The following is a 14,746-nucleotide window of genomic DNA, read 5'->3' on the forward strand; positions in this document are numbered from 1 at the left end:
TCATGGCGATTCCCCCTGGCCCTGAATGCATCCAGCAATGTTCAAGCACCCGCCCGCACACGTGAGTCTGCGGTAGGGCAGCAGCGCCTATACAGCGCGGGTTGAAACCGGTCAACCACACCGGCACCGTGCGTCGGCGGACGATCTGTCGCGCGATGCGGCCGCTCATCGCCACCTTCATCTTTTGACTGGGGGCGAGGTTTCGTCCTAGCGGCGATGCGATGGATACCCCCCACCCCGTTCACGTCGCCGCGTTGTACCGCTTTGCCCGCTTTACCGATCCCGCCGCGCTTAGAGGCCCGCTGCTCGAACTGTGTACGCGCCACGGCGTGAAAGGCACCTTGCTGCTCGCGCGCGAGGGGATCAACGGCACAATCGCGGGAGACGAGGCGGCGATCGCGGAGATCATCGGCCATATCCGCATGTTGCCGGGCTGTGCGGAGGCAGAGATCAAATTCTCTACCGCCGCCGAAATGCCGTTCCACCGCATGAAGGTGCGCGTGAAGCGCGAGATCGTCACGATGGGTCAGCCTGAGGTGGACCCGCTGGAAGATGTCGGCACCTATGTCGCGCCATCCGATTGGAATGCGCTGATCGCGCGGCCCGATACGGTGGTGATCGATACGCGCAACGCGTACGAGGTGCGGGTCGGCACCTTCGCCGGCGCGGTAGATCCGGGGACGGACACATTCAGCGACTTTCCGGCATGGTTTCGCGAGCACCACGCCGAACTCGAAGGCAAGACGATCGCGATGTTCTGCACCGGCGGGATCCGCTGCGAAAAGGCGACCGCGTTCGGCAAGGCCGAGGGGTTCGACTCGGTGTTCCACCTGCACGGCGGCATCCTCAAATATCTCGAGGAAGTCCCAGCAGCGGAAAGTCACTGGCAAGGCGAATGTTTCGTGTTCGATGAACGCGTCGCGGTCGGCCACGGCCTTGCCGCCGGAAGCCATGCTTTGTGCCGCGCCTGCCGCATGCCGGTCAGCGCCGAAGACCGGGCCTCGCCGCTCTTCGAAGCAGGGGTAAGCTGCCCCGCCTGCCACGGCACCCGCGACTCCGAAAAGCGCGCCGCGCTCGCCGAACGCCACCGTCAGGTGAAACTTGCCGAAGCGCGTGGCACCCGCCATGTCGGCGCGGTCCAGGTCGACCGCTCCGATCCCGCTGGCTAGGCTCTCGCCAAACGCGGTTTGCCCACCAAAACGCAACGCCCGGCACCGTAGCACAGCCATAGCCCTCGCGCTGGCCAGCCGAACTACGCACGTCCGCGCTTAGTAGGAGCGCCCGACGATCACCCGCTCGACCGCGGGCGCGCCGGTGAACACGCACACGCCATCCACGGGCAAAGCGTCCATCGGCACGTTGCGCAGCGTCAGCTTCAGCGTCTTTAACTGCTCGATTACCGTCTCCAATGCGGCCCCACTCGGCTTGGCCCATTGCACTTCAAGGAAGCCCGGGTTCTTCACTCCTTCCGCGAAGAACGCCTGCACACCCGCGAAGTCCACCACGTCGCGAACGATGCCCGCGTCGAGCCGCGCCTTTGCCTGCGTGAACAACGCGAGCTGGATTTGGCTAAGCATATCAGCAGCCTGCGCCACGAAGTCAGCCTTGGCGACGACCGCACTGTCGAGCTTGCCGTCTTCACGGTAGAGCCGGTCGCGACGGATCACCGACACGTTGCCGCCCGCCACGTCGCGCCCGCCGACCTCGATCACGATCGGCGCGCCCTTCTTCACCCAGCCCCAGCGCTTCGTCGCCGCCTTGACCTGCTTTAGGTCGAGCAGCGCGCGCACCGGCTCGCCGAACGCGCTCAGCGCGCCGATCTCGGCCCGCAGCGCCTTGCAATAGTCGACGATCGCCGCATCCTCGGGCACGTCGCGCAGCATCGGCACGATTACCACCTGCCAAGGCGCAATCCGCGGCGGCACGCGCAGGCCATCATCGTCGCCGTGCGTCATGATGAGCCCGCCGATCATCCGCGTTGACATGCCCCAGCTCGTCGTCTGCGCGAGTTCGACCTGACCGGCCGCATTCTGGAAGGTGATGTTCTGCGCCTTGGCGAAGTTGGTGCCGAGGAAATGCGAGGTACCGGCCTGAAGCGCCTTGCCGTCCTGCATCATCGCTTCGATGCTGAACGTCGCGACCGCGCCGGGGAAGCGCTCGTTCTCCGGCTTCTCGCCCGCGATCACCGGCAGCGCGACGCAGTTCTCCGCGAACTCGCGGTACACTTCGAGCATTTTAAGCGTTTCCTCGCGCGCCTCGGCCTCGCTCGCATGCGCGGTGTGGCCCTCCTGCCAGAGGAACTCGGCGGTGCGCAGGAACATGCGGGTGCGCATCTCCCAGCGCACCACGTTCGCCCATTGGTTGATGAGCACGGGCAGATCGCGCCACGACTGCACCCAGCGCGCGAAGGCGGTGCCGATCACCGTCTCCGAGGTCGGGCGGACCACCAGCGGCTCCTCCAGCTTGGCGGAGGGGTCAGGCACCAGCCCGCCCTTGCCGTCTGAAATCAGCCGATGGTGGGTAACGACCGCCATTTCTTTGGCGAAACCGTCGACATGCTCGGCCTCCTTCTCGAAGTACGAGAGCGGAATGAACAGCGGGAAATAGCAATTCTCATGTCCGGTCGCCTTGATGCGATCGTCGAGCAGGCGCTGCATCCGCTCCCAAATGCCATAGCCCCACGGCCGGATCACCATGCAGCCGCGCACCCCCGATTCCTCGGCCATATCGGCCTCGGTGATGACGGTTTGATACCAGGCGGCGAAATCGGCTTCGCGCGTGACGGACAGGGCGTGCTTTATCATGGGGCGCGGCGATAGCGGGGAAGCGCCGCCGCCGCAATCAGCCCGCGCGTGCGGCAGCGAGCAGACGCTTGGCGCGCAGGTACATTTCAATACGCTGCACCGCGAACAGGCCGAGCGCGAACAGCGCGAGGACGACCGTGATCGTATTCAGGTCGAGGTGCATCGCCCGCCCTTCCATGCGCGCGCCGGCGCGAATCGCAACCAGCACGAACAGGAACGCCATGCCAGCGAGCGACGCCTTCTGGTTGAGCTGATGTGTCGCGGGATCGACGGTGATCCGCATTGTCTTGCCACGTTGCCACCCGAGCACACTGCCGCCCGCCAACGCCACCGCGCACCACAGCCAGCCGATCAGCGTCGGCGGGAACTCGACCAGCAAATACACGCACACCGCCGCGTAGAGCGCGGGGAAGATCCACAACCGTTCGACCTGAAGCGGGCGGACTTGCGACATACGCCGCGCGCGCAGCGCAATCGCAACAAGGAAGATCGCTGCCGGAACGAGATATTGCACGACGTGACCGGGCTGAACCTGTATCGCGACCCCCTTCGTTGCGCTGCGCCGAAAGATCGCTGGCGCTACGATGCGGTGGTGTGCCAGCGGAACGCCGGAAGCTCAATAGAGGCCCGGTCTACGGGTGAGCGATGCCTCAAGCAGATTCCAACACGCCCGCAGAAAACGTCAGCCACGTCGAAGCAAGGCGTAAGAGGCTGGCAACCCACAGCCAGCCTCCATCCGCGCATGCTTCTCTCCGTCTCGGGAAGCGTTACTCTGCCGCCGCCGCCAGCACCGGTTCGCGCCATACCAGCACGGGCTTGCGCGCCGCCTGCGTCTCGTCGAGTCGGCTGCGCGGCGCGAAATGCGGCGCGGTCTTGAGGGTGGCGTCACCCGCCTTGGCACGCTCCGCCACCGAGCGTAGCGCGCCGATGAACTGGTCGATCCCCGCCTTGCTCTCGGTCTCGGTCGGCTCGACCAGCATCGCGCCATGCACGACGAGCGGGAAGTACACCGTCATCGGGTGGAAACCCTCATCGATCAGCCCCTTGGCCACGTCGAGCGTCGAGAAGCCGTCGGCCAAACCGTCATCTGAGAACAAAGCCTCATGCATGCACGGACCGGAAGCGGCGAACGGCGCGTGCAGCGTGCCCTCGAGGCTGCGCAGGATGTAATTGGCGTTGAGCACCGCATCCTCCGCCACCTGCCGCAGACCGTCCGCGCCGTGGCTGAGGATGTAGGTCAGCGCACGCGTGAACATGCCCATCTGACCATGGAACGCGACCATCCGGCCAAAGCTGTGCGGGTGATCGTCGCCTGCACTCTCTTCCTCGATCAGCGCGAACTTGCCGTCGGCCTGGCGCGCCACGAACGGCAGCGGCGCGAACGGCGACAGCGCCTCCGACAGAACCACCGGCCCGGAGCCCGGACCACCACCGCCATGCGGGGTCGAGAAGGTCTTGTGCAGGTTGATGTGCATCGCATCGATGCCGAAATCGCCCGGCCGCACCTTGCCGACGATCGCGTTGAAGTTGGCGCCGTCACAATAGACGAACCCGCCGACCGCGTGGACCGCGTCGGAGATGGTCTTCATGTCACGCTCGAACAGACCGCAGGTGTTCGGGTTGGTGATCATCACCGCCGCCACGTCCGGGCCGAGCCGCGCGAGCAGCGCGTCCGTGTCGATCCGCCCGGCATCGCTCGCGGGAATGTTCTCAACCGCATAGCCCGCGAACGCCGCCGTTGCCGGGTTGGTGCCGTGTGCGCTTTCCGGCACGAGAATCACCTTGCGCGCGCCCTCGCCCTTGGCGTCGAGCGCGGCCTTGATCGCCAGGATGCCGCAGAGTTCACCGTGCGCGCCCGCCTTCGGGCTCATCGCGACCGAATGCATGCCGGTCAGCGTGATCAGCCATTCGGCGAGTTCGTGGATCACGCCAAACGCACCCTGCACGGTGTCGACCGGCTGCAACGGGTGGACGTCCGCGAAACCCGGCAGCCGCGCCATCTTCTCGTTGAGGCGCGGGTTGTGCTTCATCGTGCACGACCCGAGCGGGAACAGACCCAGGTCGATCGCGTAATTCTGCCGGCTCAGCCGGGTGTAGTGCCGCATGGTCTCCGGCTCGGACAGGCCGGGCAGACCGATCTCACGCGCGCGCTCCAGCCCGCCCAGCCGCGAAGTGCCAGTCGGCACGTCGGCGAGATCGACGCCCGTCGTCTCGGTAGAGCCGACCTCGAAGATCAGCGGCTCATCCAGCATCAGCGCGCGGTTGCCGGTGAAGGTGGCGGGTGCGGTGTCGGCGCCCGCTTCGGGGCGCTCAGGACGCCAGCCGCTTGCATTGATCGTCATGCCAGTTCCTCCGCGAGCGCCTGAGCAAGCGCTTCGACATCGTCTTGGGTGGTGGTTTCGGTCACGGCCACGACGAGGCCGTTCGCCAGATCGTCCTCGCCCGGATAGAGCCGGCCGAGCGACACGCCCGCCAGAATACCCCGATCGGCAAGCGCGCGGACGATCGGCCGCGCTTCCTTGGAAAGCTTCAGCGTGAATTCGTTGAAGAAAGCCCCATTGACCAGTTCCGCGCCCGGCACTTGCGCCAGCCGATCCGCCGCCGAAGATGCGCCGAGATGGTTGATCTCCGCCAGCCGTCGCAAACCCGCCTCACCCAGCAACGTCATGTGCGCCGACATCGCCAGCGCGCACAGCACCGAGGAGGTGCAGATGTTCGACGTCGCCTTCTCGCGACGAATATGCTGCTCACGCGTGGAAAGCGTCAGTACGAAGCCGCGCTTGCCCTCGGCATCGATGGTCTCGCCGCAGAGCCGGCCCGGCATCTGGCGGACGTATTTGTCCTTGCAACCGAACAGCCCGACATACGGCCCGCCGAACTGAAGGCCCACGCCGAGCGATTGCCCCTCGCCCACCACGATATCTGCGTCCATCTCGCCCGGCGAGCGGATCGCACCAAGCGCGACCGGCTCGGTGACGACGGCGATCAACAGTGCCTTGTTGGCGTGGCAAGCGTCGGCGAGCGCGGTCAGATCGGCGATGCGGCCGAGGATGTCGGGATATTGCACCACCACGCAGGAGGTATCACCGTCGATCTTGGCGATCAGCGCGTCGATGCCGAAATCGTCGTTCAGCGTGGGCGTTGCCGTGTCGAGCGCGTCGCCGGTGTATTTCGCCATCGTCTTCGCGACGGAGACGTAATGCGGGTGAAGCCCCGGCGACAGGATCGCTTTGGCACGCTTGGTGATGCGCCGTGCCATGCCGATCGCTTCCCAGCATGCGGTCGAACCGTCGTACATCGACGCATTCGCCACATCGGTGCCGAGCAGCCGGGCCACCTGCGTCTGGAACTCGAACATCACCTGCAACGTGCCCTGCGCGATCTCCGGCTGGTACGGCGTGTAGGCGGTGAGAAACTCGCCGCGCTGAATGATGTGATCGACGCTGGCGGGCACATGATGCTTGTACGCCCCACAGCCGAGGAAGAACGGCACCGATCCCGCTGCCACGTTCTTGCCGGCAAGCGCGCTCATGTGGCGTTCGACCGCCATTTCGCTGGCGTGCATCGGCAGACCGGCGATTGGCCCGGAGAGGCGCGCGGCCTCCGGCACGTCAACGAACAGATCGTCGATCGTGGCAGCGCCCACCGTGGCGAGCATCGCCTGGCGATCGGTATCGGTTAGCGGCAGGTAACGCATCAAGATCTCCTCCCCTCCCGCACGCAGGCGGGACGGGCGTGTTCGGGTTACTGCTTGGCGACGAACGCGGCGTAGGCGGCTTCGTCCATCAGGCCGGACAGCTCCGACGGATCGGACAGCGTCAGCTTGAAGAACCACCCCTGCCCTTCGGCATCCTCGTTCACCAGTGCTGGCGAATCGGTGAGCGCGGCGTTGCCTTCGGTCACCGTGCCGGACACCGGCGCGTAGACGTCTGACGCAGCCTTCACGCTCTCCACCACGGCGGCGTCACCGCCTTTGCTCAGCGTCTTGCCCGCCTCGGGAACGTCGACGAACACAATATCGCCGAGCTGCCCTTGTGCGAACTCGGTGATGCCGACAGTGCCGGTATCGCCTTCGACATCGACCCATTCGTGATCTTGCGTGAAATACCGGCTCATGTGCGGGCCTCCTGTTTAGCGGACGTAGCGGTGGGGAACGAATGGCATCGCGGCGACGGTCGCGCTGTGGACCTTGCCGCGCTGCTGCAACTGGATGCGGGTACCGGGCTCAGCCATCGCGGCGGGCACGAACGCCATCGCGATCGGCGCGTTGACCGACGGCGCGAACCCGCCCGACGTCACGCGGCCGACTTCGCCGCCGTTCGCGTCGAGCACCGCGGCGCCCTCGCGCACCGGCTGGCGACCTTCGACCAGCAAACCGACGCGCTTGACGGCGGCACCCGCCTCGCGCTCGGCAAGAATACGGGTCGCTCCGAGGAAGTTCGCCTCCTCGCGGCGGCGTTTCGACAGCGCGAAGCCGAGATCGGCCATCACCGGCGTCACCGTCTCGTCGAGATCGTGGCCATAGAGCGGCAGGCCGGCCTCAAGCCGCAGCGAATCACGCGCGCCCAGGCCGATCGGCTTGACCTCAGGCTCGGCGCACAGCGCGGTGGCGAGCGCCTCGGCATGCTCGCCGTCGATCGAAATCTCGAAACCATCCTCGCCAGTGTAACCCGAGCGGCCGATCCACAGCGGCTTGCCGTCCCATTCGAACGGCGCTGCCGACATGAACACCAGATCGCGCACGCCCGGCACCAGCCGTGCCAGCGCGTCGACCGCCTTGGGGCCTTGCAGCGCGAGCAGCGCCTGATCTTCCATGTGGTTGATGAGCACGTCCTCGGGCAACTGATCGAGGAAATACGAGATGTCGTCGTACTTGGTCGCGCCGTTGACGACCATGTAGAGGCCGGTCACATCGAACGGATTGGCCTCCGGCAGGCGCGTCACCATCAGATCGTCGAGGATGCCGCCGTCTTCGGCCAGCAGCAGCGAATACCGCTGGCGGCCGGGCTTGAGGTTGGCGATGTCGCCCGGCAGCACGGCCTCGAGCGCGCCGTCGAGGTCGGCACCGTCATCGGTGCGGAACAGCAACTGGCCCATGTGGCTGACGTCGAACAAGCCGGCCGACTCGCGCACCCACAGATGCTCGGCCATGATGCCGTCGTACTGGACCGGCATGTAATATCCGGCGAATTCGACCATGCGGCCACCCTGCGCGCGGTGCCACGCGTCAAGCGGCAACGTCAGGATTGCGGGTTCTTCACCGGTTTCGTCGATCAGGTCTGCGTCGCTCATGCCGGTCTCCGTAAACAATAGGTCTGACGGCGTAGCACAGCGCGCGCCTCGCGCCATGATCCGCCGCCCCCTCTGTCACGGAACCTGAGAGCTTTCACCACCGGCGAGACCGGACGGTTTACCCCTTCGGTGGGCTGCGCAAAACAAGCGTAGCCGCTTTCCAGAGTGTCGATTCGGCCGGCACGGTCCACTTTGCCTGAGAGATTCCGGGGCGGTTGCTCCTTCGGCGGCGAGTTTCCCCGCACTCTCCCGTGCCTGCCCATGCCGGTTGCCCGGCATCAACGATTTCGGTCTGACGCGGTGCAGCAGACGAGTCAATCGCGAAAGGCGCGCAGCCCTCCGCCACTCGCGCAACACACGCCGAACCGGTTTCAGCGCGTGGCGTTATACTTCAACTGATCGTCGGTGAGTTGGAAGCCGACAAGCGCCTCGAATGTCGCCCGTGCTACCGCCTGGCGGATGTCGGGCCGGGTCAGCGGATCGGTCGCGGCGTCGGCATCGCCTGCCTTGCGCTTCTCGGTCAGCTTGTCACGGACCTCCTTTGACAATGTCGCCGCCGCCTTGGAGACACTGGCGTCGCCGGTCGCGGTGGCGCTGGCGCGCGACTGGCCGGCGTCGAAGTGGAGCGTGACATGGCCGACCCGCTTGGCGACGACCGCGCTGCCGCCCTGCATGACCGCGATGAAATACGGTAGCGTCACGTCGCGCGCGCCTGCCGCAGATGCGCGACGCGCGCGCACTTCGAAGGTGATGTTGGTCGCGATGTCGTCGCTCTGGTCATTGCAGGTCGACCGCACGTTGGTGAGCGACGCCTCAACGTCGATCGCACGCGCATCGCGGCTCGTCGGTGGGTTGAACAAAGTCACGTTGCCCGTTGCCGCCGCGACCTCCACCGTCGGGCAGGCCGAGCGGATCGCGGAGATGCCGCCTGTCTCGTCGAACTCACCGACCGAGGAACATCCGGCGAGTCCCGTCGCGAGAATGGTGAGCAGCGCGGGAACGGCGATCTTGCGGCCTGTGGGAAACATACGCACCTTAGTCACGAAGGAAGGGGCCGCAGCTTGTGATCGCCCGGCCCCGATGGCATTGCACCATAGGAACCGGCTTCCGCCCGTGCAAGCAATCGCGTAGAGGGTCATGGCAATGATGATGTCCAGCAAACCGCGGCTCGATCTGCTGATCGCCGCCCCTCGCGGCTTCTGCGCCGGCGTTGACCGCGCCATCCAGATCGTCGAACTCGCGATCGCGAAACATGGCGCCCCGGTCTATGTCCGCCATGAGATCGTCCACAACAAGCACGTCGTCGATGCGCTAAAGGCGAAGGGCGCGGTTTTCGTCGAGGAACTCGACGAGGTTCCGGACGAGGCACCGGTGGTGTTTTCTGCGCACGGCGTGCCCAAATCGGTGCCGGCCGAAGCGACGGTACGTGGCCTTTCGTGGCTGGATGCGACCTGCCCTTTGGTGTCGAAAGTCCACCGCCAGGCCGAGCGCCACGTCCAGAACGGTCGCCACATCGTCTTTATCGGCCACGCCGGCCACCCGGAGGTGATCGGTACGCTCGGCCAGGTGCCGCCGGGGGCGATGACGCTGCTGGAGACGTGCGCGGATGTGGCCGCGTTCGCGCCGGTCGACCCGGACAACCTAGCCTTTCTGACGCAGACCACCCTCTCGGTTGACGACACGGCCGAGATCGTCGCGGCTCTGAAAGCCAAGTTCTCCACCATCGAAGGGCCGCGCGGCGAGGACATTTGCTACGCCACCTCCAACCGGCAGGAAGCGGTCAAGGCAATCGCGCAGGATTGCGACGCGATGCTGGTGATCGGCGCGCATAATTCGTCCAATTCGGTGCGGCTGGTGGAGGTGTCACGGCGCGAGGGCACGCCGGCGCAACTCATTCCCTGCGCGGCGGAGCTCGATTTCGCGTTTCTGGACGGCGTGAAGACGCTTGGCATCAGCGCGGGCGCGTCGGCGCCTGAGGTGCTGGTGCGCGATCTCGTCGCCAAGCTGGCCGAACGCTTCGACATCGTCGAGCGCGAGGTGGAGACGACGCGTGAGACGATCTCGTTCAAGCTGCCGCGCGGGCTTGAGGCTGTGGCCTAGTCCGGCGCTGCCGCTTTTGGCCGTTTCCCGCATGTGGAGCGGCGCTTAGGTCTGAACGCTCGCTCATTCCCGGAACCCCGATTGCATGGCCGTTTACACGCACGTGTCAGCCGAGGCGCTGTCCACCTTTCTCGCGCGCTACGATTGCGGCGAACTGATCTCCGCCAAGGGTATCGCAGAGGGGGTGGAGAACACCAATTACCTAGTCGACACGACGACGGGCCGCTTCATCCTGACGCTTTACGAGAAACGAGTCGCTGCGGATGATCTGCCGTTCTTCATGGCGTTGCTCGAACACCTCGCCGCCAAGGGGCTGAACGTACCGCCAGCGATCAAGGACCGGCGCGGCGTAGCGATACAGGAACTGGAAGGCCGCCCCGCCTGCCTCATCAAGTTCTTGTCGGGGGTGTCGGTCTCTCACCCGACGCCTGCCCAGGCGGAGGCGGCGGGACGCGCGATGGCGGAGATGCACGCTGCTGTCGCCGATTTTGGCGGCGCGCGTGAAAATTCGATGGGGATGCCGAGCTGGCGCCCGCTGTTCGAGCGCTGCGGCCGCAGCCTCGACGAGATCGCGCCCGGCTTGTACGACGATCTCGGCCACGCCCTGAACGTGGTGACTGCCGCTTGGCCCGACGATGGGTTCGATCGCATTGCCATCCACGCTGATCTGTTTCCGGACAACGTGCTCATGCTCGGCGATCACGTCTCTGGCCTGATCGACTTTTACTTCGCCTGCACCGACCTGCGCGTCTATGATCTTGCCATCATGCACAGCGCGTGGAGCTTCGACGCGAGCGGCTCGACCTATCATGCCGCCACCGGCGAGGCACTGATCCGCGGCTATGCGAGCGGTTTCGCGCTGCAACCGCATGAGACGGCGGCGTTCCCGTTGCTCGCCAGCGGCGCTTGCATCCGCTTCGCACTGTCGCGCGCGTGGGACTGGCTCAACACACCGGCCGATGCGCTGGTGACGCGGAAAGACCCGCTTGCCTATCTGCGGCGGCTCTCGCACTACAATCCTGATTTGGTGAAACACCTGACATGAACGAACTCGATAAGGTAGAAATCTTCACCGATGGTGCCTGCAAGGGCAATCCCGGCCCAGGCGGTTGGGGCGTGGTGCTGCGCATGGGCGCTGCCGAAAAGGAACTGTCCGGTGGCGAGGCGCTGACCACCAACAACCGCATGGAGATGACAGCCGCGATCGAGGGGCTGACCGCCCTCTCCCGCCCCTGTCAGGTCACGCTTTCCACCGACAGCCGCTATGTGATGGACGGCCTCACCAAGTGGATCAAGGGCTGGCAAAAGAACGGCTGGAAAACCGCCGACAAGAAGCCGGTCAAGAACGCAGAACTGTGGCAAGCGCTGCTCGCCGCCGCCAAGCCGCACCGGATCGAATGGAAATGGGTTAAGGGCCATGCCGGCCACCCGGAGAACGAGCGCGCCGACCGACTCGCCAGCGATGCGGCAGTGGCAGCCGGGCGGCGGGGCTGAACCTCGCGTTCACGCAACCGCTCGGCGGGTGGTGACGAACGCGCATCACCTCGCTATGGCGCAGACATGAGCCAGATCACCCCCGAGATCGTCGCCCAGCACGGGCTGTCCGAAGACGAATATGCCCGCGTGCTGAAGGCGCTCGGCCGCGAGCCGAACCTGACCGAACTCGGCATCTTCTCGGTGATGTGGTCCGAGCATTGCAGCTATAAATCGTCGCGCATCCACCTCAAGAAGCTCCCGACCACTGGCCCGCAGGTGATCTGCGGCCCGGGCGAGAATGCCGGCGTGGTCGATATCGGCGATGGGCAGGCCGCGATCTTCAAGATGGAGTCGCACAACCACCCTTCGTACATCGAGCCGTATCAGGGCGCGGCGACCGGCGTGGGCGGCATCCTGCGCGATGTGTTCACGATGGGCGCACGGCCGATCGCCAACATGAACGCTTTGCGCTTCGGCTCGCCCGATCATCCCAAGATGCGTCACCTGATTGCGGGCGTGGTCCACGGCATCGGCGGCTACGGCAATTGCGTGGGCGTGCCGACGGTCGGCGGCGAGGTGAACTTTCACAAGGCGTATGACGGCAACATCCTCGTCAACGCGATGACGGTCGGCATCGCCGATACCGACAAGATCTTCTATTCGGCCGCATCGGGGATCGGCAATTCGATCGTCTATGTCGGCTCCAAGACCGGGCGCGACGGCATCCACGGCGCGACGATGGCCTCGGCCGATTTCGGCGAGGATTCGGACGCGAAGCGACCGACCGTGCAAGTCGGCGATCCCTTCACCGAAAAGCTGCTGATCGAGGCGTGCCTAGAACTTATGGCGTCGGACGCGATCGTCGCGATTCAAGATATGGGCGCGGCCGGCCTCACCTCATCCTCGGTCGAGATGGCGTCGAAGGGTGGCGTCGGCATCGAACTCGACATGAACGCGGTGCCGCAGCGCGAAACCGGCATGACCCCATACGAGATGATGCTGAGCGAGAGCCAGGAGCGGATGCTCATGGTGCTCAAGCCCGGTCGTGAAGACTTCGCCGAAGCGATCTTCCGCAAATGGGAGCTGGATTTCGCCGTGATCGGCACGGTGACGGATACGGGTCGCATGGTGCTTACATGGAACGGCGAGACCGTGTGCGACATCCCGCTCGCCCCGCTCGCCGACGAGGCCCCTCTGTACGATCGTCCTTCGGTCAGCCGGGATGAGTACAAGACTTGGGCTGGCGTCAAGCCGCTCGACGATCTGCCGACCACCACCGACATCTGCGGCGACCTGCTCAAGCTGATGGGCTCCCCCGACATCGCGTCGCGGCGGTGGATTTGGGAGCAGTACGACACCCAGGTCGGCGGCGATACCGTGCAGCGCCCCGGCGGCGATGCGGCGGTGGTGCGCGTCCACGGCACGCAAAAGGGCATTGCGATCAGCACCGATTGCACGCCGCGCTATTGCTATGCCGACCCCTATGAAGGCGGCAAGCAGGCGATCGCCGAATGCTACCGTAACCTGTCGGCGGTCGGCGCGAAGCCGCTCGCGGTGACCAATTGCCTCAACTTCGCCAACCCGCAGCGTCCCGAAATCATGGCGCAGCTTACCGGTTGCCTCGACGGCATGGGCGATGCCTGTCGCGCGCTCGACTTTCCGATCGTGAGCGGCAACGTCTCGCTCTACAACGAATCGAAGGCGACCGGTGGCGGCTCGGCGATCCTGCCGACCCCGGCGATCGGCGGCATCGGCCTGCTGGCGGACTGGTCCAAGTCCGCGACCGTTGCGTTCAAGGGTACTGGCGACGTGATCGTGCTGATCGGCAGCCGCACCGGCCACCTTGGCCAGTCGCTGTGGCTGCGCGAAATTCATGGCCGCGAAGATGGCGCACCGCCGCCGGTCGATCTCGATGCCGAGCGTGCCGCCGGCGACTTCGTGCGGGCGGGCATCCGTGCCGGCGCACTGACGGCAGTGCACGATGTGTCGGATGGCGGCGTTGCGGTCACGATTGCGGAGATGGCGCTGGCCGGCGGTGTTGGTGCCATGCTCAACGCGCCCCTGCCGTGCGGGATCGCCTGCGCGTTGTTCGGCGAGGATCAGGGGCTGTATGTAGCAACGGTTGCCGACCACCTGCTGATGGAGACGTTGAAGCGCGGTTATGCGGCGGGCGTCGAGATCGAGCGGATCGGCCGTACCATCGCCGACCGCATCATCTTCGAACTACCCGATGATGATCACGTGGTGACGCTCGCAGATCTCCGTGCAGCGCACGAAGGCTTCTTCCCTGCGTTGATGGGAGACGTGATCGCCTGATCCGGTAGCACCTGAAGCTGCCGCGGCAGATGCGGGAGCGGCCTAAGGATCAGCCGTCTGTTCGTGGACTGCTCCGCTTTGATACTCTTCAGGCACTCACACCGTACGCTGCGCCATTTACGCCCATCGCGGCGGATCGTATCGTTCGCGCCACGCACCGAGCGAGGTCTGGCATGACGACACCTTATACCCGATCGGGCACGCTGCGGGGCCTCGTACTGGCGACGGCGCTGACCGGCACACTGCTGCTGCTCGCTGGCTTCGCCGGCGCGATCTGGTCGGGCGGAAGCCCGGCAGCGATGCTGACCGGCATCGCTAGCGGCGTGATCGGAGATGCCGCCTGGCAGGGGCCGGTGATGGGGCCGGTGCTTGGCCTGCTGGTGCATTTCGGTGTGATCGCGGTGCTGGTTGATCTGTATGTCGTCGCATCCATTCGTATGGCCGGGCTCAATCGCCACTGGCGTATCAGCGGAGCCGCGTTCGGCACGATTGCGTGGATGGTACGCAGCACGCTTGCCGCACCACGCGATTGGCCTCCGGCATTTCTCGATCTGACGGCACGTGAGATGGCGGTGCAGATCCTCCTGCATGTCGCGCTACTCGGCCTGCCGGTGGCACTGCTCACGCGTTGGGCGTCACGCTGGAAACGCTGATCGAGCGCGATATCGTCGCACTTGGCCGAACTTACTGGCGACATGTGGGAGTTAGCCGGCCGACGCAATCCTAGCCTCGTAAGCGCGCCGGGCACGAGGTACCGA

Annotated in this window: 13 protein-coding genes and 1 riboswitch; of the genes, 6 read left to right on the plus strand and 7 right to left on the minus strand. The window is 65.5% G+C overall.

Going from position 1 to position 14,746, the window contains the following annotated elements; genetic code table 11:
* Positions 1 to 221: 221 nt before the first annotated feature.
* Positions 222 to 1,169 (plus strand): rhodanese-related sulfurtransferase, encoded by a 948-nt coding sequence (locus tag OXR00_RS09160; RefSeq protein WP_267387958.1) that lies wholly within the window; start codon positions 222 to 224, stop codon positions 1,167 to 1,169.
* A gap of 99 nt (positions 1,170 to 1,268) precedes the next feature.
* On the opposite strand, the gene OXR00_RS09165 is transcribed toward OXR00_RS09160, so the two are convergent.
* The 7 genes from OXR00_RS09165 to OXR00_RS09195 form a co-directional block, all read right to left on the minus strand.
* Entirely contained in the window at positions 1,269 to 2,804 is a 1,536-nt protein-coding gene (locus tag OXR00_RS09165) for an aminoacyl--tRNA ligase-related protein (RefSeq protein WP_267387959.1), read from the minus strand.
* 37 nt (positions 2,805 to 2,841) lie between these two features.
* Positions 2,842 to 3,318, minus strand: a complete 477-nt coding sequence (locus OXR00_RS09170; protein ID WP_267387960.1) for a CcdC protein domain-containing protein — start codon at positions 3,316 to 3,318, stop codon at positions 2,842 to 2,844.
* Between the two features lie 253 nt (positions 3,319 to 3,571).
* Entirely contained in the window at positions 3,572 to 5,146 is a 1,575-nt protein-coding gene (gene gcvPB / locus OXR00_RS09175) for an aminomethyl-transferring glycine dehydrogenase subunit GcvPB (protein ID WP_267387961.1), read from the minus strand.
* On the minus strand, positions 5,143 to 6,501 hold the full coding sequence (gene gcvPA / locus OXR00_RS09180; RefSeq protein ID WP_267387962.1) for an aminomethyl-transferring glycine dehydrogenase subunit GcvPA: 1,359 nt from the start codon (positions 6,499 to 6,501) through the stop codon (positions 5,143 to 5,145). The genes gcvPB and gcvPA overlap by 4 nt, the downstream gene beginning before the upstream one ends.
* A gap of 47 nt (positions 6,502 to 6,548) precedes the next feature.
* On the minus strand, positions 6,549 to 6,920 hold the full coding sequence (gene gcvH / locus OXR00_RS09185) for a glycine cleavage system protein GcvH (RefSeq protein WP_267387963.1): 372 nt from the start codon (positions 6,918 to 6,920) through the stop codon (positions 6,549 to 6,551).
* Between the two features lie 15 nt (positions 6,921 to 6,935).
* On the minus strand, positions 6,936 to 8,096 hold the full coding sequence (gcvT, locus tag OXR00_RS09190; RefSeq protein ID WP_267387964.1) for a glycine cleavage system aminomethyltransferase GcvT: 1,161 nt from the start codon (positions 8,094 to 8,096) through the stop codon (positions 6,936 to 6,938).
* Positions 8,097 to 8,269: 173 nt separating this feature from the next.
* Positions 8,270 to 8,358: riboswitch (glycine riboswitch) on the minus strand.
* A 109-nt stretch (positions 8,359 to 8,467) separates the two neighbouring features.
* Positions 8,468 to 9,124 (minus strand): hypothetical protein, encoded by a 657-nt coding sequence (locus OXR00_RS09195; RefSeq protein WP_267387965.1) that lies wholly within the window; start codon positions 9,122 to 9,124, stop codon positions 8,468 to 8,470.
* A 121-nt stretch (positions 9,125 to 9,245) separates the two neighbouring features.
* On the opposite strand from OXR00_RS09195, the gene ispH reads away from it, so the two are divergent.
* From ispH to OXR00_RS09220, 5 genes are all read left to right on the plus strand, one after another.
* A complete protein-coding gene (gene ispH / locus OXR00_RS09200; RefSeq protein ID WP_267387966.1) occupies positions 9,246 to 10,196 on the plus strand; it encodes a 4-hydroxy-3-methylbut-2-enyl diphosphate reductase in 951 nt (316 codons plus the stop codon).
* An 85-nt stretch (positions 10,197 to 10,281) separates the two neighbouring features.
* Positions 10,282 to 11,241, plus strand: a complete 960-nt coding sequence (gene thrB / locus OXR00_RS09205) for a homoserine kinase (protein WP_267387967.1) — start codon at positions 10,282 to 10,284, stop codon at positions 11,239 to 11,241.
* A complete protein-coding gene (rnhA, locus tag OXR00_RS09210; protein WP_242149975.1) occupies positions 11,238 to 11,690 on the plus strand; it encodes a ribonuclease HI in 453 nt (150 codons plus the stop codon). Before thrB ends, rnhA begins: the two co-directional genes overlap by 4 nt.
* Positions 11,691 to 11,756: 66 nt before the next feature.
* Complete coding sequence (gene purL / locus OXR00_RS09215) at positions 11,757 to 13,988, plus strand: phosphoribosylformylglycinamidine synthase subunit PurL (protein WP_267387968.1); 2,232 nt, start codon at positions 11,757 to 11,759, stop codon at positions 13,986 to 13,988.
* A gap of 173 nt (positions 13,989 to 14,161) precedes the next feature.
* Positions 14,162 to 14,641: a hypothetical protein gene (locus OXR00_RS09220; RefSeq protein WP_267387969.1), complete on the plus strand. Its 480-nt coding sequence runs from the start codon at positions 14,162 to 14,164 to the stop codon at positions 14,639 to 14,641.
* The last annotated feature ends 105 nt before the right edge of the window (positions 14,642 to 14,746 follow it).

The organism is Sphingomonas sp. GC_Shp_3 (assembly GCF_026540945.1).
GTDB lineage: Bacteria > Pseudomonadota > Alphaproteobacteria > Sphingomonadales > Sphingomonadaceae > Sphingomonas.

Coding starts and splice junctions, on each gene's coding strand:
- OXR00_RS09160 (WP_267387958.1), top strand. CDS start 222: ATGGATACCCCCCACCCCGTTCACGTCGCCGCGTTGTACCGCTTTGCC.
- OXR00_RS09165 (WP_267387959.1), bottom strand. CDS start 2,804: ATGATAAAGCACGCCCTGTCCGTCACGCGCGAAGCCGATTTCGCCGCC.
- gcvPB (WP_267387961.1), bottom strand. CDS start 5,146: ATGACGATCAATGCAAGCGGCTGGCGTCCTGAGCGCCCCGAAGCGGGC.
- gcvPA (WP_267387962.1), bottom strand. CDS start 6,501: ATGCGTTACCTGCCGCTAACCGATACCGATCGCCAGGCGATGCTCGCC.
- gcvH (WP_267387963.1), bottom strand. CDS start 6,920: ATGAGCCGGTATTTCACGCAAGATCACGAATGGGTCGATGTCGAAGGC.
- gcvT (WP_267387964.1), bottom strand. CDS start 8,096: ATGAGCGACGCAGACCTGATCGACGAAACCGGTGAAGAACCCGCAATC.
- OXR00_RS09195 (WP_267387965.1), bottom strand. CDS start 9,124: ATGTTTCCCACAGGCCGCAAGATCGCCGTTCCCGCGCTGCTCACCATT.
- ispH (WP_267387966.1), top strand. CDS start 9,246: ATGTCCAGCAAACCGCGGCTCGATCTGCTGATCGCCGCCCCTCGCGGC.
- thrB (WP_267387967.1), top strand. CDS start 10,282: ATGGCCGTTTACACGCACGTGTCAGCCGAGGCGCTGTCCACCTTTCTC.
- rnhA (WP_242149975.1), top strand. CDS start 11,238: ATGAACGAACTCGATAAGGTAGAAATCTTCACCGATGGTGCCTGCAAG.
- purL (WP_267387968.1), top strand. CDS start 11,757: ATGAGCCAGATCACCCCCGAGATCGTCGCCCAGCACGGGCTGTCCGAA.
- OXR00_RS09220 (WP_267387969.1), top strand. CDS start 14,162: ATGACGACACCTTATACCCGATCGGGCACGCTGCGGGGCCTCGTACTG.